The following is a 20470-nucleotide window of genomic DNA, read 5'->3' as shown; positions in this document are numbered from 1 at the left end:
GGAGCTATTGCGACCCCGTCGATGCGGAGGCTAAAGAGGCGCCGCGGGCGAAAGATCGAGCACGGATCGGGCGAAGCAGACCTTGGGAACAGGATGAGGGATCAGGCGATTTTGGTCACGGGCGCCGCCGATTTCATCGGCTTGATGCCCGCCGATGACCCGGCTGCCGCAAATGCGCCGTCTAAGGTCTACAATGTCGGCAACCACCATCCGGAAGAGCTGATGCATGTCGTCGGATTCTGGAGCAGGGGCTGGGTCGGACGGCGATCAAAGAATTGCTGCCGAGAGACCTTTTGGAAACGTTCGCGGATGTCGAGGATCTGATGCGCGACGCCGGCTTTGCACCGTCAACGCCGATCGCGCACGGAATTCGTAATTTTGTCACCTGTTATCGGAACGACCTCAAGGTTTGAAATGACGATGGACAAACGCATTATCCCCCTGATCATGTGCGGCGGTGCCGGAACGCGGCTGTGGCCGGCTTCGCGCGAGGTGCGCCCCAAGCAATTCCTGCCGCTGTTCGGCACCCGCTCGACCTTCCAGGACACGCTGCTCCGCGTCTCGGAGGCCTCGCTGTTCGATCGCCCGATCGTCATCACCAATGCCTCCTACCGCTTCATGGTGCTGGAGCAGCTCGCGGAAATCGGCATCGAGGCCGACGTGATCCTCGAGCCGATGCGGCGCGATTCCGGCCCTGCGATCGCAGCCGGTGCGGTGTTCGCGCAGAACCGCGCGAGTGAAGCGATCGTGCTCGCGCTCGCCGCCGACCACGTGGTGCAGGACAATGCGGCCTTCGTCGCGGCGTGCCGCCAGGGCCTCACCGCCGCGAGTGCCGGGCGCATCGTCACCTTCGGCGTCAAGCCGGAGCGACCGGCGACCGAATACGGCTATATCAGCCCGGGCGAGGTCATCTCCGGCGAGGTGCACGCGGTCGCGCGCTTCGTCGAGAAGCCGGATGCGGTGAAGGCCGCCGACTACGTCAATTCCGGCTATCTCTGGAACAGCGGCAACTTCATGTTCCCCGCCAGCGTGCTGCTCGACGAATACCGCAAGGTCGATGCGGCGAGCGTGGAGGCGATTTCCAGTGCCGTGACCAATGCCGGTCGCGATCTCGGCTTCGTGACGCTGGAGCCCGAGGCGTTCGGCGCGGCCAAGGCGATCTCCATCGACTATGCGGTGATGGAGAAGACCGCGCGCGCCGCTGTGGTGCCGGTGTCCTGCGGCTGGTCCGACGTCGGCTCCTGGCACGCGGTGTGGGAATTGTCGGACAAGGACGCGCAAGGCAATGCTTCGCATGGCGCCGCCGTGTTCGAAGATAGCCGCAACTGCAACGTCACCACCGATGCCGCGCTGGTCGCGCTCGAAGGCGTCGACGATCTCATCGTGGTTGCGACTGCCGATGCGGTTCTGGTCTCGCGCCAAAAAGATGCCAACGGGCTCAAGCGGCTGGTCACAAAACTCAAGGCGGTCGCACCGAAGGTCACCGAGGAGCACCTCAAGGTGCATCGTCCCTGGGGCAGCTACCAGTCGGTCGACAATGGCGAGCGGCACCAGGTCAAGCGCATCGTGGTGAAGCCGGGCGGGCGTCTGTCGCTGCAGAAGCACCATCATCGCGCCGAGCACTGGATCGTGGTCCGCGGCACAGCCCGCGTCACCGTCAACGAGACCGTCAAAAGCGTGCACGAGAACGAGTCGATCTACATTCCGATGGGCGCGGTGCACCGGATGGAGAACCCCGGTAAAATCATGCTGGAGCTGATCGAGGTCCAGACTGGAAGCTATCTCGGGGAAGACGACATCATCCGGATTGAAGACGACTATCAAAGGTCGTAACCAGCACACTCCGAATCACGCGACCCGGGCCAAAAGAGTGGTCTCTTTCAGGGGCTTAAGGCCCGGGAAACGTGTAACTTTTTGAATCAAATCGTGTCCGGACCGCTAGCTCCCCATTCGCCACAAATGTGGCGTCCGTGCTAGAAGCGCCCCGGGGATTTGCGTTGAATCGGGGTTTGCTCAAATGAGTTCCACAGGATCGGCACCGGCAAAGGCCGGCTTGCGCGTCGGCGTCATTGGCGCCGGCGTGATGGGCAGCAACCACGCGCGCGTGCTCGCGGGTCTTCCCGGCGTCAACCTCGTCGGCGTCGTCGATCCTTCGCCGGCACATCGCACCCGGGCGATGGAGCTTGCCAATTGCGCGAGCTTCGAGACGCTCGACCAGCTGCTGGCGGAAGGCGTCGATGCCGTCACCATCGCGGCGCCGACCCATCTGCATCACGAGGTCTCGCTCGCCTGCATCGCCAAGAACATCCACGTGATGGTCGAGAAGCCGATTGCGTCCACGGTCGCGGAAGGCCGCGAGATCGTCACGGCGGCTCAAAAGGCCGGCGTGACGCTGATGGTCGGCCATGTCGAGCGCTTCAATCCGGCGGTCGCCGCCGTCAAGCAGGCGATCGCGGGCGAGGATATTCTGTCGATCGCGATCACGCGCGTCGGCCCGTTTCCGCCGCGCATGTCCAATGTCGGCGTCGTCATCGATCTCGCCGTGCACGACATCGATCTGATCCGCTGGTTCACCGAGTCCGACATCGTCGAGGTGCAGCCGCAATTGTCGAGTGCGGTCGCCGAGCGCGAGGACATCGCGCTCTTGCAGTTCCGCACCGCCAACGGCGTGCTCGCGCACATCAACACCAACTGGCTGACGCCGTTCAAGGCGCGTAGCGTCACGGTCGCGACCCGCGGCAAATACGTGATGGGCGATCTCTTGACGCGCCAGGTCACCGAATGTTTCGGCTTCAAGCCTGACGGCAGCTATTCGATGCGGCATCTTCCGGTCGGCCATGACGAGCCGCTCCGCGCCGAGCTGATCGCGTTCCTCAAGGCCGTGCGCAACGGCGAGACGCCGGCGGTCACCGGCGACGAAGGTGTCGCCAGCCTCGAGATCGCGACGCAGTGCCTGGAAACGCCGTCGCGGCCCGCGGCCACGTCGTCGGCCCGCAAGGGTCCGCGCCGCGTTGCCGGTTGAACTCTTTCCATGTCGACTAGCCAAGAAGGCGCCATGAACCAGCATCTGCGTTCCGAACCCATTCCCTTCATCGACGTCGCCTCGCAGCGCCGCCGGCTCGGCGACTCGCTCGATGCTGCCGTGAAGCGGGTTCTCGACCATTGTCAGTTCGTCAACGGCCCTGAAGTCGCCGAGCTCGAGAAGCAGCTTGCGGCATATTGCGGCGCCAAGCATGTGATCGGCTGCGCCAGCGGCACCGATGCGATCCTGATGGTGATGATGGCGAAGAATGTTGGGCCCGGCGACGCCGTGCTGTGTCCGTCCTTCACCTTCATCGCGACGGCTTCGCCGGTGGCGCGGACCGGCGCGACGCCGGTTTATGTCGACGTTGACGAAGCCACCTTCAACATGAGCCCGGAATCGCTAAAGCGCGGCATCGCGACCGCCCGCAAGGCCGGCCTCAAGCCGGTCGCGATCATTCCGGTCGATTTGTTCGGCCAGCCGGCCGATCACGATGCCATCGCCGAGATCGCCAAGGCTGAAGGCCTGTTCGTGCTCGACGACGCAGCGCAGGGTTTTGGCGCGAGCTACAAGGGCCGCAAGCTCGGCACGTTGGCACTCGCCACCGCGACCAGCTTCTTCCCCGCAAAACCGCTCGGCTGCTTCGGCGACGGCGGCGCGATCTTCACCGATGACGACGAGCTCGCGGCGACGCTGCGCAGCATCCGCGTGCACGGGCAGGGCGTGGACAAATACGACAACGTCCGCCTCGGCCTGACCGGCCGGCTCGATACCATGCAGGCCGCGATCCTGATCGAGAAGCTGAAGATCTTCGACGACGAGATCGCCGCCCGCAACAAGGTCGCCGAGCGCTACGCGCGCGGTCTCAGCAATGTGGTCACCGTGCCGCGCGTTGCTCCCGGCAACACCTCGGTCTGGGCGCAGTACACGATCCGCCTCCCTGAGGGCACCGACCGCGACGGCTTTGCCGCCGCGCTGAAGGCCCAGGGCGTGCCGACGGCGATCTATTACGGCAAGTCGATGCATCAGCAGACGGCCTACAAGCAGTACCCGGTGGCCGAGGGCGGCCTGCCGGGCTGCGAGAGCCTGTCGCAGGACGTCATCAGCCTGCCGATGCACGCCTACCTGACCGAAGCCGATCAGGAGCGAATCATCGCGGCCGTGCGCGGCGCGCTTTCAACCTGAATTCGCCGTTTTGCTGCGCGAGCTCTTCCTTTAGAAGGGAACGATGCTCGGACGTATCTTCACGGTTGGTGGTTACACGCTGCTCTCGCGGCTGACGGGATTTGCCCGCGACATCATGCTTGCGGCGATTCTCGGCGCCGGCCCCGTGGCCGACGCCTTTTTCGTGGCGCTGCGGCTGCCCAACCATTTCCGTGCGATCTTTGCCGAGGGCGCCTTCAACGCGGCCTGGGTGCCGGCCTATGCGCACGTCCATGGCGAGCGCGGGGAGGGGGCGGCAAGATTGTTCGCCGACCGCATCTTCACGCTGCTGCTGGCCTCGCAGGTGGTGCTGCTGATCGTCGCCTGGCTGTTCATGCCGCAAGCCATGAGCCTTCTGGCCCCCGGCTTTTCCGAGGACGCCGAGCAGCGCAAGCTCGCGATCGAGCTGACCCGGATCACCTTTCCCTATCTGCTGCTGATCACGCTGGTGACGCTCTATGGCGGCATGCTCAACGTGATGCAGCGCTTCGCGAGCGCCGCAGCCGCGTCGATCTTCCTCAACGTCTCGATGATGATGACGCTGGCGCTTGCCGCCTGGTTTCCCAGCGCGGGCCACGCCGCCGCCTGGGGCGTCCTGATCTCCGGCTTTTTGCAGTATTTCTTGCTCGCCGGCGATCTCGCCCGCCACGGCGGCCTGCCGCGCTTTGCGCCACTCAAGCTCGACGAAGACGTCCGCGCATTCTTTAGGGCACTCGGGCCTGCGACGCTGGGCTCGATGGGCACGCAGCTGGCGCTGTTTGCCGACACCATCATCGCGACCTTCCTGCCTGCGGGCGCGCTGTCGGCGCTGTATTACGCCGACCGCCTCAACCAGCTCCCGATCGGCGTGATCGGCATTGCCATCGGCACGGTGCTGCTGCCGGAGATGTCGCGGCGGATCACGGCCAACGACCATGACGGCGCGATGAAGGCTCAGCGCCGCGCCTTCGATTTCACGCTGTTGTTCTCGGTGCCGTTCGTCGCCGCCTTCCTCTCTGTGCCCGACGCGATCATGCGCGCGCTGTTCGCTCGCGGTGCGTTCTCGAAAGCCGATGCCGCCGCCGCCGGCGCCACGCTCGCGGCCTATGCCATCGGCCTGATCCCCTTCGTGTTGATCCGCAGCGCGGTCGCGACCTTCTATGCGCGCAAGGACACGGCAACGCCGGTTCGCGCCTCCCTGACCGGCATCGCGGTCAACGTCGCGCTCAAGGTCGCCTTGATGGGATCGTTGGCACAGATCGGGCTAGCGCTGGCCACTGCCGTCGGCGTGTGGACCAACCTGCTGCTGGTGCTGTTCTTCGCGGTGCGGCGAGGCTTTCTCGTGCTGGACCGCGTCTGGCTGTTGTCGCTCGCCAAATTCCTGCTGACCGGGATCATCCTGGCGGCAGCCTTCTGGCTCATCGCGCGCTTTGGCGGTCCTTCGTTGGACGCGATGCCCTTCCGGGACGAATTGACGCTGCTTCTGCTGGCCGTCGGGGGCACGATCGTCTATGCGCTCGCCATCCTCGCCCTGTTCGGCCGGCGCTGGCTGGTCTCGCTGGTGCGGGGCTAGCTTTTTCATATTTTCAACGCATTGACGGCTCGACCTTGTCGGCATGGGCCAGTCTCGATCGTCCTTGGATCGACACATCTCGGAAGTGCGGCGGATGACCCCGCACAATTGACGTGATGCCGTCACCTTGAGCCGGCAAAAATCGAACCAGGAGCACTGTTTATGAGGATCACCGTCGAAACCAACGTAGCAGCCCCCATCGATCAGGTCTGGCGCGCTTATACGACGCCGGCCGACATCATGAAGTGGAACGCCGCGTCCGACGACTGGCATACGACCAAGGCGACCGTCGACCTGCGAGAAGGCGGTGTCTTCTCATCGCGCATGGAGGCCAAGGACGGCAGCATGGGCTTTGACTTCGCCGGTACCTACACGAAAATCATCGAGCATAAGCGGATCGAATACGCGTTCGGCGAGCGAAAAGCCGAAGTCGAGTTTGTGCCCGGCCCAAAGGGCATTCTCGTCCGCGTGGTCTTCGATGGCGAATCGACGCATTCGGTCGAGCAGCAGCAAGGCGGTTGGCAGGCAATCCTCGACAACTTCGCACGATACGTAGAAGCGAAGCAGACGAAGTCCTGAGGGCGTGTGTAGGGGCAAGAAAGCGCCAGAGTAAGGGACTCGCCTCCAGGATGCAGCGAACCTCTACACATCTCTTGATTTTGCGCGATTGCTGTGGTAATCGCAGCGCATGATCAAATCGTCGCGCAAACTCAACCGCAATCACATGACCCGCTTCGGCTGGGCCGTGGAAGGAGTCGTGCGCTAGGAATTCGACGACGACATCTTTTCACCAGGCCCCGCCGGCATCGGACGGGGTCTTTTGTTTGGCCACGCTTCCTGCCGGCACAACAGCAGGAGCGGCCGATGCGACCCCAACAGACGAACATGACATCCGAGACCGAGAGGCTCCCTCTCGAACTTGCCTCGACGTGGAGCATCCCAGGCTTGCTCGCGCAATACTGGCGTGCGCTCCAGGACTGGCGCTGGCGGCAGGGTCCACACCTCGCCTTGCAGGACCTGAGTGACAGGGAGCTGATGGATATCGGCATAACGCGTGGCGAGGTCGACTACATCTCGCCGGAACGGGCTATCGATAGGCTGAGGGATCACGCCAGAGATCTATGGAGCCGCGGGGGGATGTAACTGATGAGCCATCCGAAGCGGAGATGCGCTTTGTGAGCAAGCAGCCGTCGGCACGGCTGCTTGTTCTCAGGCGTGCACTGCGGGCGGGTTCGGCAACTATCATGCCATCAAGCGGACCGATCCTCACAGCGAAATGACCGAGCTGCGGCGCTCCCGTTCCATCCTGCTCTGACAGGTGAGGGCGCTGGACGGTTTTCGCATGGCTAAACCCGTTTGCCTTGCCAGTTTTTCCACGGCAATATGCCGGCAAAACAACCATGAGAAACGGGACGAGAAAATGGCGGCTCCCATCAAGTTCGGCGTTGGCCAAAGCGTATTGCGCAAGGAGGATGACGCGCTCATCCGCGGCAAGGGCCGCTATACCGACGATTATGCGCCGCAGGCCGCGCTTCGCTGCCTGATGCTGCGCTCGCCGCATGCGCATGCCAAATACACCATCGATGCGAGCCGAGCCCGCACTCTTCCCGGCGTCGCGCTGATCCTGACCGCCGATGACGTTGGGGATCTCGGCAATCTGCCCTGCCTGTTCAATCTCGAGACCGATCCCTTCACCGGGCCGCCTTACCCGATCCTCGCCAAGGACGAGGTACGCCATGTCGGCGATTCCATCGCCTTCGTGGTCGCCGAGACCATCGACCAGGCCCGCGACGCGATCGAGGCGATCGAGGTCAAATGGAGCCCGCTGCCGGCGGTGACCGGCGTCGTCAACGCCGTGAAGAAGGGCGCAGCCTTGGTCTGGCCGGACAAGCCCGGCAACGTGCTGTTCGACGTCTCGATCGGTGACAAGAAAGCGACCGAAGCGGCCTTTGCCAAAGCGCATGCGGTGGCCGAGATCTCGATCGTCAATCCGCGCGTCGTGGCGAACTTCATGGAGACGCGCGCGGCGGTGTGCGAATACGACGCCAAGCGCGACCATCTGACGCTGACGGTCGGCAGCCAAGGCAGCCATCGCCTGCGCGACATCCTCTGCCAAAACGTGCTCAACATTCCGACCGACAAGATGCGGGTGATCTGCCCCGACGTCGGCGGCGGCTTCGGCACAAAGCTGTTTCCCTATCGGGAATACGCCCTCCTGGCGGTCGCCGCGCGAAAGCTGAAGAAGGCGGTGAAATGGGCGGCCGACCGCACCGAGCACTTTATGGGCGACGCGCAGGGCCGCGACAACGTCACCACCGCGAAGATGGCGCTGGCCGAGGACGGCAAGTTCCTCGCGATGGATTGCGACCTGATGGGCGACATGGGCGCCTATCTGTCGACCTTCGGGCCCTATATCCCGCATGGCGGCGCCGGCATGCTGCCGGGCCTCTACGACATCCAGGCGTTCCACTGCCGGGTGCGCACCATCTTCACCAACAGCGTGCCGGTCGATGCCTATCGCGGTGCCGGGCGGCCCGAAGCGGCTTACGTTATCGAACGTCTCGTGGACGCCTGCGCGCGAAAACTCGACATGACGGTGGATGCCATCCGCCGCAAGAATTTCATTCAGCCGAAAGCGCTGCCCTACAAGACCGCGACCGGCAAGGTTTACGATTCCGGCGACTTCGCCGCGCATCTGAAGCGCGCGATGGAGATCGCCGAGTGGAAAGAGTTTGGCAAGCGCGCCAAGGCGGCCAAGAAGAATGGCCTGATCCGCGGCATCGGACTTGCGAGCTATGTCGAGGTCTGCGGCACCATGGGCGAGGAGACCGCCAATGTGCGGATGGACCCCAATGGCGATATCACGGTCCTGATCGGGACCCAGTCGAGCGGGCAGGGCCACCAGACGGCCTATGCGCAGATCGTTGCCGAGCAGTTCGGCGTGGCGCCCGAGCGCGTGCACGTCCACCAGGGCGACACCGACATGATCGCCACGGGCCTCGGCACCGGCGGCTCGGCTTCGATCCCGTCGGGCGGTGTCAGCGTCGAGCGCGCGACCCGCGAACTCGGGCAGAAGCTGAAGGAAATCGCGGCCCAGGCGCTGGAAGCCAGCGCCGGCGACCTCGAGATCACCGACGGCATCGTGCGCATCGCCGGCACCGACCGTTCGATTTCGTTCGCCGATCTCGCCAAGCGACCCGGCGCGGATCCGTCGAAGCTCAATGCGAGCGCGACCTTTGCCAGCGCCGACGGCACCTATCCGAACGGCACCCATGTCGCGGAGGTCGAGATCGATCCGGCCACCGGCATCATCAAAATCGTCAACTACGTGATCGTCGACGATTTCGGCATGACGCTCAATCCGCTGCTGCTGGCTGGCCAGGTCCATGGCGGCGCCATGCAGGGCATCGGCCAGGCGTTGATGGAGCAGGTCGTCTATGGCGCGGGCGACGGCCAGCTCGTCACCGCGACCTTCATGGACTACGCGTTGCCGCGCGCGGCGGACGGGCCGGACTTCGTGTTCGAGACCGCCAACGTTCCCTGCAAGACCAATCCGCTGGGGGTGAAGGGCGCGGGCGAGGCCGGCGCGATCGGGTCCTGCCCGGCCGTCGTCAACGCCATCGTCGACGGGCTCTGGCGCGAGTACAAGATCGACCACATCGACATGCCGGCGACCCCGGAGCGGGTGTGGATCGCCGTCAACGAGCACCATCGCCGTCACAGCCTGTGACAATCTTCCACGGGAATGAAGTCTGCCGAGCGGTGTTGGCCCCATTGAGGGGTCAGCACGATCGTGCAGCACGGCGATTTGCATCAAGGCAATCCTGCATCAAGGAAAGGGACTTTGCGAATGAAGCGAGTGTTGGTTGTTGGGGGCGCGCTCCTGCTAGGTATGGGCGCGGTTTGGGCACAACAGGACTCCGTCAAGGAGGTCCAGACCCTGATGAAGGGCAATGGCAAGAACGCCGGCGCAGTGGCAGCGATGGTCAAGGGCGAGAAGCCCTACGACCAGGCCACGGTGGACAGCGCGCTGGCGCAGTTCGAGGATACCGCCAAGAAGCTGCCGAACCTGTTTCCGGCGAGCGCCAAGGGCATGAAGCCCGAGGGCGACTACAGCGCCTCGCCGAAGGTGTGGGAGGACAAGGCCGGCTTCGATGCCAAGGTCGCGAGCTTCGCCAAGGTCGTCGGCGAGGCCAAGGGCAAGATCAAGGATTTGGACTCGCTCAAGGCGAATTTCCCCGCGGTCGGCAAGGAATGCGGCGGCTGCCACGAGACGTTTCGCGTGAAGAACGGTTGACGGAAGAAAAAGATTCGTAGCCCGGATTGCGCTGCGCTCCATCCGGGCTACTGGGAATCGGGAAAAAGCGGTTGCGACAGCAGCCGCTTTTTTCATGTTGGCGCGCAGCACTGGAAATTCTGTCTGCAAGGCCTGACGGATCGCTGCCGGAGCAGCTATCTTGGCTCCAGCCGCCGCGGCATTGGCGTGAGCTTTTGACGCCGACGCATCTCGCTCCTGACCGCGTTGCGACATCAGGAGTTCCAACCCGCGGCGAGCAGCTCAATCAGCAACAGCGAGACAAGCCATGGTCAAACCGTTCCCGTCGAAGACGCACATTGGCAACCATATGCTGCATCCGGAAACGCTGATGCTGACCTATGGCTATGATCCGCAATTGTCGGAAGGCGCCGTCAAGCCTCCGGTGTTCCTGACCTCGACCTTCGTGTTCAAGACGGCCGAGGACGGGCAGGACTTCTTCGATTTCGTCTCCGGCCGGCGCGAGCCGCCGGAAGGGATGGGCGCGGGCCTGGTCTATTCGCGCTTCAATCACCCCAACAGCGAAATCGTCGAGGACAGGCTCGCGATCTACGAGCGCACCGAGAGCTGCGCGCTGTTCTCGTCCGGCATGGCGGCCATCGCAACCACGATCCTGGCGTTCGTCCGCCCCGGCGATGTCATTCTGCACTCCCAGCCGCTTTATGGCGGCACGGAAACGCTGCTGACGAATACGCTTGCGCGTCTGTCGATCGGCGCCGTCGGCTTCGCCGATGGCGTTGACGAAGCCGTGGTCAGCCAGGCCGCGGAGGAGGCCATGCGCAAGGGCCGCGTTTCGATGATCCTGATCGAAACCCCGGCCAACCCGACCAACGGGCTGGTGGACATCGCGATGATGCGCCGTGTCGCCGACACCATCGGAAAGACCCAAGGCCACGTTCCGATCATCGCCTGCGACAATACCCTGCTCGGGCCGGTGTTTCAGCGGCCGATCGAGCACGGCGCCGATGTTTCCCTGTACTCGCTCACGAAATATGTCGGCGGTCATTCAGACCTGATCGCGGGCGCCGCGCTCGGCGCGAAGGCGGTCGTGAAAGGCATCAAGGCGCTGCGGGGCGCCATCGGCACTCAGCTCGATCCGCATTCCTGCTGGATGATCAACCGGTCGCTCGAGACGCTGAGCCTGCGCATGGAAAAGGCCGATGCGAATGCGCGCCTCGTGGCGGACTATCTGCGCGATCATCCCAAAGTGGCCAAGGTGCACTATCTCGGTCATCACGAGGCGGCGTCGCCGGACGGACTTGTGTTTGCGCGGCAATGCACAGGGGCGGGATCCACGTTCTCGTTCGACATCGTCGGCGGCAAGGCTGCCGCCATGAAATTCCTCAACGCGCTGCAGATCCTCAAGCTGGCGGTGAGCCTCGGTGGAACGGAGTCGCTTGCGAGCCTGCCTGCCACCATGACCCACTCCGGCGTTCCCGCCGACATCCGCCGCAAGATCGGCGTGCTCGATTCCACGATCCGGCTGTCGATCGGCATCGAACACCCGTCGGACCTGATCGCCGACCTCGCGCAGGCGCTGAACGCGGCCGAACCTGAGGTGTGACGCCCGCGCCGGCGCTACGGGAATCGAAAAGGGCGGCTGCGATGGCAGCCGCCCTTTTTTGCTGGTCTGTGCGAAGTTTACTTCGTCACCTGACCGCGGATCTCGCCGCCCGGATTGGCCGCGGTGTGGATGTTGACGTAGAGCTTGCCGCCGAGCAGATCGGCGGCCTGCGCGTCGGTCAATGTCGCCGAGCCCTCGACCGGGCTGGACGTCGCATTGGGAATCGCGACCGCGACACCGGCGTTCTTGCCGGCCTCGGCGGGTCCGTGGAAATGCGCGGCGGTGGCGGGGCCGGACAGGCCGGAATAGGTGACCTTCCAGGACAGCTTCTTGCTGGCGGCGTCGTAATCCAGATCGGCCGTTCCAGTGCCGCTGCTGGTCGTTGCGGGGACCTCGGACTTGGCGTCGAGCGTTGCTTTCAGCTTTTCGGCGCTGGCCGAACCCGCAAAAGCAACGGCGCCAAGCACTGACATGGCAATGACGATCTTGTTCATGATTTTTCTCCCTGCTGAACCCGTTTGGGCCGCCAAACTTCCAACAGCCGGCATTTCAGTTTATTCCCGTTCCAGGCCGCGGTGGGCTAAATTCTTCGTGGCTGGAGCCGCGAGGGCATCGGTCATAAGCTTCGCCGCGACGACGAAAGGACCGCATGTTGCGACGAACAACCTCCGTGGCGCTGCTCGCCGCACTCGCCGGAGCCGGCGTTTATTGGTGGCTCAGCGCGCCGGTGGTGGCGGCCGCTGGCACCGCGCCCGCCCGCGCCCCTGATCTTGCCAATGGCCAGGTGATATTTAAAGCCGGCGGCTGCGCCTCATGCCATGCCGTCCCCGACCAGCCCGATCGTCTCAGGCTCGGCGGCGGCGTTGCGATCAAGTCGCCGTTCGGAACGTTCTATGCGCCGAACATCTCGTCCGACCCGACCGACGGCATCGGCAAATGGAGCGAGGCCGAATTCGTCAATGCTGTGATGCACGGGGTCTCGCCGGACGGCCGGCATTATTTTCCGGCCTTTCCCTACACGTCCTATCAGCACGCCAGGCGCGAGGACGTGCTCGATCTCTTTGCGTACCTGAAAACGCTGCCGGCCGTTGCAGGCAAGATGCGCGACCACGACGTGCGCTTTCCGTTCAATATCCGCCGCAACGTCGGCATCTGGAAATTCTTATTTCTGGACGGCAAGCCCTTCGTCGCCGACGGCGCGAAGTCGCCGCAGTGGAATCGCGGCGCCTATCTCGTCAGCAGCTTTGGCCATTGCGCGGAGTGCCACAGCCCACGCAACGCGCTTGGCGGCATCATCGCCGGACAACGCTTCGCGGGAGGCCCCAATCCGGAAGGCGAGGGATGGGTGCCCAACATCACCCAGAAGGGCCTCGGCGAGTGGAGCGCGAAGGATATTGCCTATTTCCTGAAGACCGGCGAATTGCCCGACGGCGACAGCGTCGGGGGCGCGATGACGCGGGTGATCAAGAACACCTCGCAATTGCCGGACGACGATCTCGCGGCGATGGCGGACTATCTCAAATCGCTGCCGCCGGTGGACGGTCCGCGGCGCCCCAAGCGCAAGGAGGGCGGCGCCTGATCAGGGCCGCCGTTTTCTCGACGGTCAACTCGCGCCAAACGCCTTGAAGGTGATGATGGTGAGGGTGTCCTGGATGCCGGGCAGCACCTGCACCTTCTCGTTGACGAAGTGGCCGATATCGGTGTCGTTGTCGACGTAGAACTTCACCAGCAGGTCGTATTGACCGGCCGTGGAATAGATCTCGGAGGCGATCTCGGCTTCGGCAAGCGCATTGGCGACTACATAGGATTGGCCGAGCTTGCATTTGATCTGGACGAAAAAGGGAACCATCGCGGTCTCTCCGAAAGCATATCTGGCGGCTAATAGGCCAAACCCGGCCGGATTTAGCAAGCGAACTTGCTGGGCCGAGGGAGGCGCGCTAGGACGGTCCATGGCTTCGAAAACGCTGAAGATCGCCCCATGACAACGCCCGTCGCGCTGACCATTGCCGGCTCCGATTCGAGCGGCGGCGCCGGCATCCAGGCCGACCTGAAGACCTTTGCCGCGCTGGGGGTTTTTGGCGCGTCCGCCATCACGGCGCTGACCGCGCAGAACACCCGCGGCGTCACCGGCATTCACGCGGTGCCCGCCGAATTCGTCACCGCGCAGATCGATGCGGTGTTTTCCGATCTCGAGGTCGGCGCGGTCAAGATCGGCATGGTGGCGCAAGCCGCCAGCATCGATGCGATCGCGGCCGCGCTGTCGCGCTGGGCGCCCCGGCATATCGTGCTCGATCCCGTGATGGTGGCGACATCGGGTGATCGCCTGCTCGCCTCCGAAGCCGTCGACGCCCTGCGCATCAAGCTGATGCCGCTGGCCTCGGTGATCACACCCAATCTGCCCGAGGCCGCGGCTCTGCTCGGCGAACCGGTCGCGGCCAGCGAGGCCGAAATCGAGAGCCAGGGGCGCCGGCTGCTGGCGCTCGGCTGCAGGGCGGTCCTGATCAAGGGCGGGCACGGCGAGGGCGCCGAGAGCATCGACTATCTAGTCGATGCCAGCACCACGATCGCGCTGGCCGCGCCGCGCGTTGCCACTCGCAACACCCATGGCACCGGCTGCTCGCTGTCCTCGGCGGTCGCCGCCGGGCTCGCCAGGGGCGAGGATCTCGAGCGCGCCGTGCGCAAAGCCAAGGCCTGGATCAGCGCGGCGATCGCGGCCGCCGATCGCTTCAGCGTCGGCCACGGCCACGGCCCGATCCATCATTTCCACAAATTCTACTGACGCCGGTCGCGAGCGCGCCGCAGCTCCGGGTTCTTGCGGAGGCCGCTGCGACGCCATGTCGCCTGATTGTCGCATGCGACTGATATTCGCGGGGTGGGCGAGGCAAGCGCGATTCGGTTCCGAAGGTGCCTCAAAGGTTCAATTGGTCATCCCCCTGTCACGGGACATTGTTACAGGCTGGCGCATGGGAAGTTACGATGTGAGTGACGAGAGCCCGGAGCGGCGCTTTCGCACGTTGTTCATCTCCGACGTTCATCTCGGAGCCCGCGGTTCTCAAGCCGACCTTCTGCTCGATTTCCTGCGTTTCCATGATGCCGACACGATCTATCTCGTCGGCGATATCGTCGACGGCTGGGCGCTGAAATCGAGCTGGCATTGGCCGCAATCGCATAACGATCTCGTCCAGAAGCTTTTGCGCAAGGCGCGCAAGGGCGCCAAGGTGATCTACATCCCCGGCAATCACGACGAGTTCCTGCGCAACTATTACGGCACGCATTTCGGCGGCATCGACGTGGTCGAGAATACCGTCCACACCGGCGCGGACGGCAAGCGCTATCTCGTCATCCACGGCGACATCTTCGACCTCGTTGTGCAGAACGCACGCTGGCTCGCCCATCTCGGCGACAAGGCCTACGACTTCGCGATCCAGCTCAATCGCTTCGTCAACTTCTTCCGGCGCATGTTCAAGGTGCCCTATTGGTCGCTGTCGCAATGGGCCAAGCAGAAGGTCAAGAACGCCGTCAACTATATCGGCGCATTCGAGCAGGCGCTCGCCGCCGAGGCGCGGCGCCACGACGCCGACGGCGTGATCTGCGGCCACATCCATTACGCGGTGATCCGCGACGAGGGCGGCATCCGCTACATGAATTGCGGCGACTGGGTCGAGAGCTGCACGGCGCTGGTCGAGCACGATGACGGCCGTTTCGAGATCATCACCTGGGCGGACCAGGCCGAGAAGCCGGCGCAGGTCCCGCAGGTTGCAGCCAGAGCTGCATGACAAAGGCAGCCTGATGCGCATCCTGGTCGCGACCGACGCCTGGCACCCGCAAGTCAACGGTGTGGTTCGGACGCTGACCAAACTTGCTGACGGTGCCAAAAGCCTCGACGTCGAATTCTCGTACCTGACACCGCAATCGTTCCGCACCTTTGCGATGCCGAGCTATCGGGACGTGCGGCTGGCCATGCCGCGGCCGGGCAGAATCGCGAAGCTGATCGAAGAGGCGCAGGCGGACAGCATCCACATCGCGACGGAGGGGCCGATCGGCCTCATGGTCCGCCGCTATTGCCGCCAGCGCAAGCTGCCCTTCACGACCAGCTTACACACCCGCTTTCCCGAATATGTCCGCGCTCGCGTGCCGGTGCCGGGCTCGCTGATCTGGCGGGCGCTGCGCCGATTCCACAGCCCCAGCCGCGCCGTGATGGCGGCAACGCCGGCGCTCGCCAGCGAGCTGACCGAGCGCGGCTTCGACAATGTCGTGCTGTGGCCTCGCGGCGTCGACACCCATTTGTTCCATCCCCGTGCGATTGATCTCTGCCTGCCGGCGCCGGTGTTCCTCTCGGTGGGCCGGGTCGCGGTGGAGAAGAATCTCGAGGCCTTCCTCGACCTCGACCTGCCCGGCACCAAGGTGATCGTCGGCGATGGTCCGGCGCGTGTCGCGCTGGAGGAGGCCCATCCGGACGCGATCTTCCTCGGCGAAAAGCACGGCGAGGAACTGGCGGACATTTACGCTGCCGCCGATGTCTTCGTGTTTCCGAGCAAAACCGACACCTTCGGCCTGGTCCTGCTCGAAGCGCTGGCGAGCGGCCTGCCGGTCGCGGCGCTTCCGGTGAAGGGGCCCCGCGACGTGATCGGCGATGCGCCGGTCGGCGCGCTCGATCACGATCTGCGCAGCGCCTGCTTCGCCGCGCTGGACATCTCCCGGCAGGACTGTGTCGAATTCGCCGCCAACTACACCTGGGAGGCCTCGGCCCGGGCCTTTATCGACAGCATTTTGGCGGTCGGCGCGGTGCTGCCGGGCCGGAACGGGGCGGAGCCGGCGCGATTCGTCGCCTGAGAGCCCAGAATGCTCGCGCGGAGATGCCTTGCCCGCGCCTCCTCCGCCGCGATAACATCAGGCATGACAGAACAGCTCCTCCCGATCGGCCCTGCCGATATCGATGCCGCAGCGCGCGTGATCGCACCCTTCGCCGTCCGTACGCCGCTGTTGTCCTTTCCCGTGCTCAACGAACGCGTCGGCGCAAAGGTCTATCTCAAGCCGGAGATGCTTCAGCGCACCGGCTCGTTCAAGTTCCGCGGCGCCTTCAACAAGGTCGCCTCGATCCCGCAGCACAAGCGCGCCGGCGGCGTGGTGGCGTTCTCCTCCGGCAATCACGCCCAGGGCGTGGCGGCGGCGGCCAAGATCCTCGACATGCAGGCGACCATCGTGATGCCCGCGGATGCGCCGTTGTCGAAGCGCGAGCGCACCAAATCCTACGGTGCCGAGGTCGTGCTGTACGACCGCGACCGCGACGACCGCGAGGCGATCTCGCGCGGCATCGCCGAGAAGCGCGGCGCAACGCTGGTCAGGCCCTATGACGATCCCTTCGTGATCGCCGGCCAAGGCACCGCCGGCCGCGAGATCGCCGAGGACATGGCGGCACTTGGTCTCGCCCCTGACATCGTGGTGGCGCCGGCCTCCGGCGGTGGTCTGATCGCGGGCGTCGCGACGGCCGTGAAGGCGCGCTATCCGCTGGCGCAAATCGTCGTCGCCGAACCCGAGGCTTTCGACGATCACGGCCTGTCGCTGACCGCAGGTCATCGCGAGCCGCACGGGCCGGCAGGCCGCACTATCTGCGATGCGCTGATGGCCCTGATCCCCGGCGAGATGACGTTCGCGATCAACAGCAAGCTGCTCGCGCGCGGCGTGACCGCCTCGGACAAGGAAGTCGGCGCGGCCGTCGCGTTTGCCTATCGCGAGCTGAAGCTCGTGGTGGAGCCGGGCGGAGCGGTCGGCCTGGCCGCGCTGCTTGCGGGGCGACTCGAAGTTGCCGGCAAGAACGTCGTCATCGTGCTCTCCGGCGGCAATGTCGACGCCGATCTGTTTGCCGAGCTGGTGGCCTGATAATCCAATCTTCTGACATGAAGAAGGGCAGAGCGTCACCGCTCTGCCCTTTATCGTGTGTGGCCGACCGCGATCAGTGCATGAAGCCGCGGTGGTTGTTGCCGCCGTTACCGCCCGGGCTCTGGTTCATCGACTGCCGGAAGTTGTTGCTGCCGCTATTATTGACGATCCGGTTGGTCGTGTTGAACTGCGGGCGGGTGTTGTTCTGCACCTGCACCTTGTTCACGGGGTTGTTGTTGATCTTCGCGCCGTTGTCGATGCGGATCGGGTTGTTCTGCGTCTGAACCTTGACGGGCTTCGTATCGATGCTCGTGCCACCCTTGCCGACATTCACCGGCATGCTCACGATCTTGCCAGGAGTGCCATTGGTCGTGCCATTGGTCGTGCCATTGGTCGTGCCGTTAGCAGTACCGTTCGGCGTCTTGTTGGTCGCAGGCAGCGTCACGATCTTGCCGACGCCGCCATTGTTGTTGGTGGTGTTGGTCGGCGCGGGCAGGGTCACGATCTTGCCCGGGGTCTGCGACGGCGTGCCGTTCGGCTGGTTGTTGCCCGCCGGCAGGTTGACGATCTGGCCGCCATTGCCGAGCTTGCCGATGCCGTTGTTGTCGCCCGACTTCTGCACGATCGACAAATTGCCGTTCACTTGCGCGCCGCCATTACCCTGCTGCAGCGGCATGTATTTGGGCTGGCCGAGATTGCCGATCTTGACGGTCGGGGCGATATTCTGCGGCGCCAGGAACTTGGTCGCCTGCATCAAGGGGATCTGTTTCGGCTGCATCTGGAGCTTCAGCGCGACCTGCGCATAGGGCGTGTTGCCGTAGCTGTCGTAGAAGTTCTTGTAGGCGACCGGCGAGTTCGCGAGCACCGTCTTGTGCCAGGCCTGCGTGAGCAGCAGGTTGTTGAGCAGCCAGCGGACGTGATCGCACAGCGGGTCGTGCGGATACATCGTGATGAACTCCTGATAGTACTCCGGGCGGGCTTCGGACACCACGTAGTCATAGGCCTGGCGGGTCGAGCGGCTCGGCAGGTTGGAGGCCATCTGCACCACAGGCGCATTCACCGGCGCGCGGTTGGCGGCAACGGCGGTGTCGCCGAAGAAGGTGAAGTCGGACGTCAGCGACGAGCTCTCCCACGGGATCTGCGCGCCGCTGGTGGTCTGGTTCACTTCGAGGCGCACGCGCTTGAACAGCTGCTCGATTGGCACATTGGGCTCGCGCGCGACGTTCAGGAAGGCCTGCGTGTAGGGGCTGTGGCCGCCGGTGCCATCCTGCGCTTCCGCGCCCGGCGCAGTCGAGTAACCGACGATCGAACCGTTCGGGGCATCGACGATGGCCAAACCACGGCCGGCATCATTCACGTTCGGGAACGGGTTGTTGCGGCAGGCATCGAGAATGACGATGCGCATGCGGCTCGGGATCGTCTCCAGCGTCGACATCACGTCGACCAGACGGACGGAGTTGTTGACGAGCTCGGTCTGGCTCGAGACCTTGGCGTCGACGGGAACGAGGTAATTCTCGCCGGCGAGCTGCACGCCGTGACCGGCGTAGTAGACCATCGCCACCGTGTTCGGACCGCGCGCCGACACTTTGGCGGAGAAGTCCTGCACCACGCGAAGCATGTCGTTCTGGGTCAGGTCGGTCGCGGCGACCACTTCGAACCCGGCCGAATTCAGGAATTTCGCCATGGACTCCGCGTCATTGTCGGGGTTGGCGAGCTGCGGCGCGTTCTGGTAGTTCGAATTGCCGATCACCAGCGCCACGCGCTGTTCCGGGCCTTGCAGCGCGGTGGGGGCCGGCTCGACCGGAGCGACTTGCGCGGAAACAGGGCCGCAGGCGAAGCCGAACAGGCTTCCCAGCAGGCTGGCCGTCATCAGGAAAGGTTTTAGGCGGAACATGGCGTGCTCCTTTGGCACTGATCTCGATACGAGATTGGTTGCCCGGGAGCTTGGCCGCGTTCGAGTTTGAGGTCCGTGATCGCCATCACCATGGTAGGCTGCGTGATCTGAATCACGCTTGGAACCCGCCGGGGTGGGTGCACGATGGGAGGACAGTCGTCACATGCTGAAATCGATCGATCCGATCCTCACGCCCGACCTGCTCTGGCTGCTGGCTTCGATGGGCCATGGCGACGACCTCGTTTTCGTCGATGCCAATCACCCGGCGGCACGCATCGCGCAGAGCACGCACTCGCGGCGCCTGATCCAGTTGCCGGGCATGAGCATGGAGACCGCGATCCGCGCCATCATGTCGGTCTATCCGCTCGACGATTTCGATCCCGATCCGGTGCGCGTGATGATGCCGGTCGACGATCCCGATCGCGTCCCCGACGTGCAGCGCGCGGTGCTCGCCGAGATCGAACGCGCCGCCGGCCGGCCGGTCACGCCCGGAAAACTCTCCCGGCCGGATTTTTATCGCGCGGCGGCGGCGAGCTTTGGCGTCGTGCAGGTCGGCGACAGCAGCAGTTACGGATGCTTCCTGATCAGGAAGGGTGTGATCAGCTAGAAGCGCACGATCGAACGATGCGAGACTGCGTCACGCGTGCTCGAACGGTCCGACCTCGCGGATCACCTTGCAGATTTGCAGGAAGCCGCTGGCGTAGAACTCGGCATGTCCCCGCTTCATCGTCTCGACATGTTCGGGGTGGGTGCGCCAGGCTTCGAGCGCTTCCTCCGAGGCAAAACGGAACACGGTGAGCTCCTCGCCGTCGTCGGCTTTGAACGACTTGACCGACAGAAAGCCGGGAAGACGGCTGACGATGTCGTACATGCGCTCGCCGAGTCGGTCGTGTTCGCCGACAGAGGCGCCGTCACGCAATTGCAGATCGCCAATGACAATCACTTCACCAATCATGTTTCCTTGACCCTCGGTGATGGATTTCCGTTCTCGATCTCTTCGGTTTCGGGATGGGCTTTGTTACATCGCCCACCCGAATTTG

Annotated in this window: 19 protein-coding genes and 1 pseudogene; 15 read left to right on the top strand and 5 right to left on the bottom strand. The window is 64.2% G+C overall.

Annotated features, from left to right (window positions below; all coding sequences use genetic code 11):
* Window positions 1-30 precede the first annotated feature (30 nt).
* Entirely contained in the window at window positions 31-228 is a 198-nt protein-coding gene (locus IVB48_RS14555; RefSeq protein WP_247290851.1) for a hypothetical protein, read from the bottom strand.
* On the opposite strand from IVB48_RS14555, the pseudogene IVB48_RS14550 reads away from it, so the two are divergent.
* The 9 genes and pseudogenes from IVB48_RS14550 to IVB48_RS14510 all read left to right on the top strand — a co-directional run.
* A pseudogene (locus IVB48_RS14550) lies at window positions 148-413 on the top strand (UDP-glucuronate 5-epimerase); the annotation flags it as partial. The gene IVB48_RS14555 and the pseudogene IVB48_RS14550 overlap by 81 nt on opposite strands.
* 7 nt (window positions 414-420) lie before the next feature.
* A complete protein-coding gene (locus IVB48_RS14545; RefSeq protein WP_247400494.1) occupies window positions 421-1833 on the top strand; it encodes a mannose-1-phosphate guanylyltransferase/mannose-6-phosphate isomerase in 1413 nt (470 codons plus the stop codon).
* Window positions 1834-2017: 184 nt separating this feature from the next.
* On the top strand, window positions 2018-3022 hold the full coding sequence (locus tag IVB48_RS14540; protein WP_247287417.1) for a Gfo/Idh/MocA family oxidoreductase: 1005 nt from the start codon (window positions 2018-2020) through the stop codon (window positions 3020-3022).
* Between the two features lie 33 nt (window positions 3023-3055).
* Window positions 3056-4207 carry a DegT/DnrJ/EryC1/StrS family aminotransferase gene (locus IVB48_RS14535; protein WP_247287458.1) on the top strand — a complete coding sequence of 384 codons (1152 nt, stop codon included), beginning with the start codon at window positions 3056-3058 and terminating at the stop codon, window positions 4205-4207.
* Window positions 4208-4250: 43 nt separating this feature from the next.
* On the top strand, window positions 4251-5777 hold the full coding sequence (murJ, locus tag IVB48_RS14530; protein ID WP_247400492.1) for a murein biosynthesis integral membrane protein MurJ: 1527 nt from the start codon (window positions 4251-4253) through the stop codon (window positions 5775-5777).
* 162 nt (window positions 5778-5939) lie between these two features.
* Window positions 5940-6356 carry an SRPBCC family protein gene (locus tag IVB48_RS14525; protein ID WP_247287415.1) on the top strand — a complete coding sequence of 139 codons (417 nt, stop codon included), beginning with the start codon at window positions 5940-5942 and terminating at the stop codon, window positions 6354-6356.
* 841 nt (window positions 6357-7197) lie between these two features.
* Window positions 7198-9507, top strand: a complete 2310-nt coding sequence (locus IVB48_RS14520) for a xanthine dehydrogenase family protein molybdopterin-binding subunit (protein ID WP_247400490.1) — start codon at window positions 7198-7200, stop codon at window positions 9505-9507.
* A gap of 120 nt (window positions 9508-9627) precedes the next feature.
* Complete coding sequence (locus IVB48_RS14515; RefSeq protein ID WP_007602016.1) at window positions 9628-10074, top strand: cytochrome c; 447 nt, start codon at window positions 9628-9630, stop codon at window positions 10072-10074.
* A gap of 286 nt (window positions 10075-10360) precedes the next feature.
* Window positions 10361-11656 (top strand): cystathionine gamma-synthase family protein, encoded by a 1296-nt coding sequence (locus tag IVB48_RS14510; protein ID WP_247400489.1) that lies wholly within the window; start codon window positions 10361-10363, stop codon window positions 11654-11656.
* 77 nt (window positions 11657-11733) lie between these two features.
* Here IVB48_RS14510 and IVB48_RS14505 read toward each other — a convergent pair whose 3' ends face one another.
* On the bottom strand, window positions 11734-12150 hold the full coding sequence (locus IVB48_RS14505) for a CHRD domain-containing protein (protein WP_027566840.1): 417 nt from the start codon (window positions 12148-12150) through the stop codon (window positions 11734-11736).
* 155 nt (window positions 12151-12305) lie between these two features.
* Here IVB48_RS14505 and IVB48_RS14500 point away from each other — a divergent pair, with 155 nt between their 5' ends.
* Window positions 12306-13235 carry a cytochrome c gene (locus IVB48_RS14500; protein WP_247400488.1) on the top strand — a complete coding sequence of 310 codons (930 nt, stop codon included), beginning with the start codon at window positions 12306-12308 and terminating at the stop codon, window positions 13233-13235.
* A 24-nt stretch (window positions 13236-13259) separates the two neighbouring features.
* Here the strand turns inward: IVB48_RS14500 and IVB48_RS14495 are convergent, their stop codons facing one another.
* Complete coding sequence (locus tag IVB48_RS14495) at window positions 13260-13505, bottom strand: Lrp/AsnC family transcriptional regulator (protein ID WP_007602021.1); 246 nt, start codon at window positions 13503-13505, stop codon at window positions 13260-13262.
* A gap of 129 nt (window positions 13506-13634) precedes the next feature.
* Here IVB48_RS14495 and thiD point away from each other — a divergent pair, with 129 nt between their 5' ends.
* The 4 genes from thiD to IVB48_RS14475 all read left to right on the top strand — a co-directional run bounded on the left by thiD (window position 13635) and on the right by IVB48_RS14475 (window position 17536).
* Entirely contained in the window at window positions 13635-14435 is an 801-nt protein-coding gene (gene thiD, locus IVB48_RS14490; protein WP_247287411.1) for a bifunctional hydroxymethylpyrimidine kinase/phosphomethylpyrimidine kinase, read from the top strand.
* Between the two features lie 184 nt (window positions 14436-14619).
* The gene (locus IVB48_RS14485) at window positions 14620-15432 is read left to right on the top strand and encodes a UDP-2,3-diacylglucosamine diphosphatase (protein WP_247287409.1); all 813 of its coding nucleotides are present in this window, start codon (window positions 14620-14622) and stop codon (window positions 15430-15432) included.
* Between the two features lie 13 nt (window positions 15433-15445).
* Window positions 15446-16489, top strand: coding sequence for a glycosyltransferase family 1 protein (locus IVB48_RS14480; RefSeq protein WP_247400486.1), 1044 nt, complete (start codon window positions 15446-15448; stop codon window positions 16487-16489).
* 63 nt (window positions 16490-16552) lie between these two features.
* Complete coding sequence (locus IVB48_RS14475) at window positions 16553-17536, top strand: threonine/serine dehydratase (RefSeq protein WP_247287406.1); 984 nt, start codon at window positions 16553-16555, stop codon at window positions 17534-17536.
* A gap of 73 nt (window positions 17537-17609) precedes the next feature.
* Here IVB48_RS14475 and IVB48_RS14470 read toward each other — a convergent pair whose 3' ends face one another.
* Window positions 17610-19430: a caspase family protein gene (locus IVB48_RS14470; protein WP_247287404.1), complete on the bottom strand. Its 1821-nt coding sequence runs from the start codon at window positions 19428-19430 to the stop codon at window positions 17610-17612.
* A gap of 163 nt (window positions 19431-19593) precedes the next feature.
* Between IVB48_RS14470 and IVB48_RS14465 the strand changes: the two genes are divergently transcribed.
* Window positions 19594-20037 carry an RbsD/FucU domain-containing protein gene (locus IVB48_RS14465; RefSeq protein WP_247287402.1) on the top strand — a complete coding sequence of 148 codons (444 nt, stop codon included), beginning with the start codon at window positions 19594-19596 and terminating at the stop codon, window positions 20035-20037.
* Between the two features lie 30 nt (window positions 20038-20067).
* On the opposite strand, the gene IVB48_RS14460 is transcribed toward IVB48_RS14465, so the two are convergent.
* The gene (locus tag IVB48_RS14460; protein ID WP_247287401.1) at window positions 20068-20385 is read right to left on the bottom strand and encodes an antibiotic biosynthesis monooxygenase; all 318 of its coding nucleotides are present in this window, start codon (window positions 20383-20385) and stop codon (window positions 20068-20070) included.
* Between the last annotated feature and the right edge of the window lie 85 nt (window positions 20386-20470).

It is taken from the genome of Bradyrhizobium sp. 76 (genome assembly GCF_023073025.1).
In the GTDB taxonomy this organism is placed as follows: Bacteria; Pseudomonadota; Alphaproteobacteria; order Rhizobiales; family Xanthobacteraceae; genus Bradyrhizobium.
Note: the sequence above shows the minus strand (reverse complement) of the source record. Positions and strands in the feature narration are given on the sequence as shown.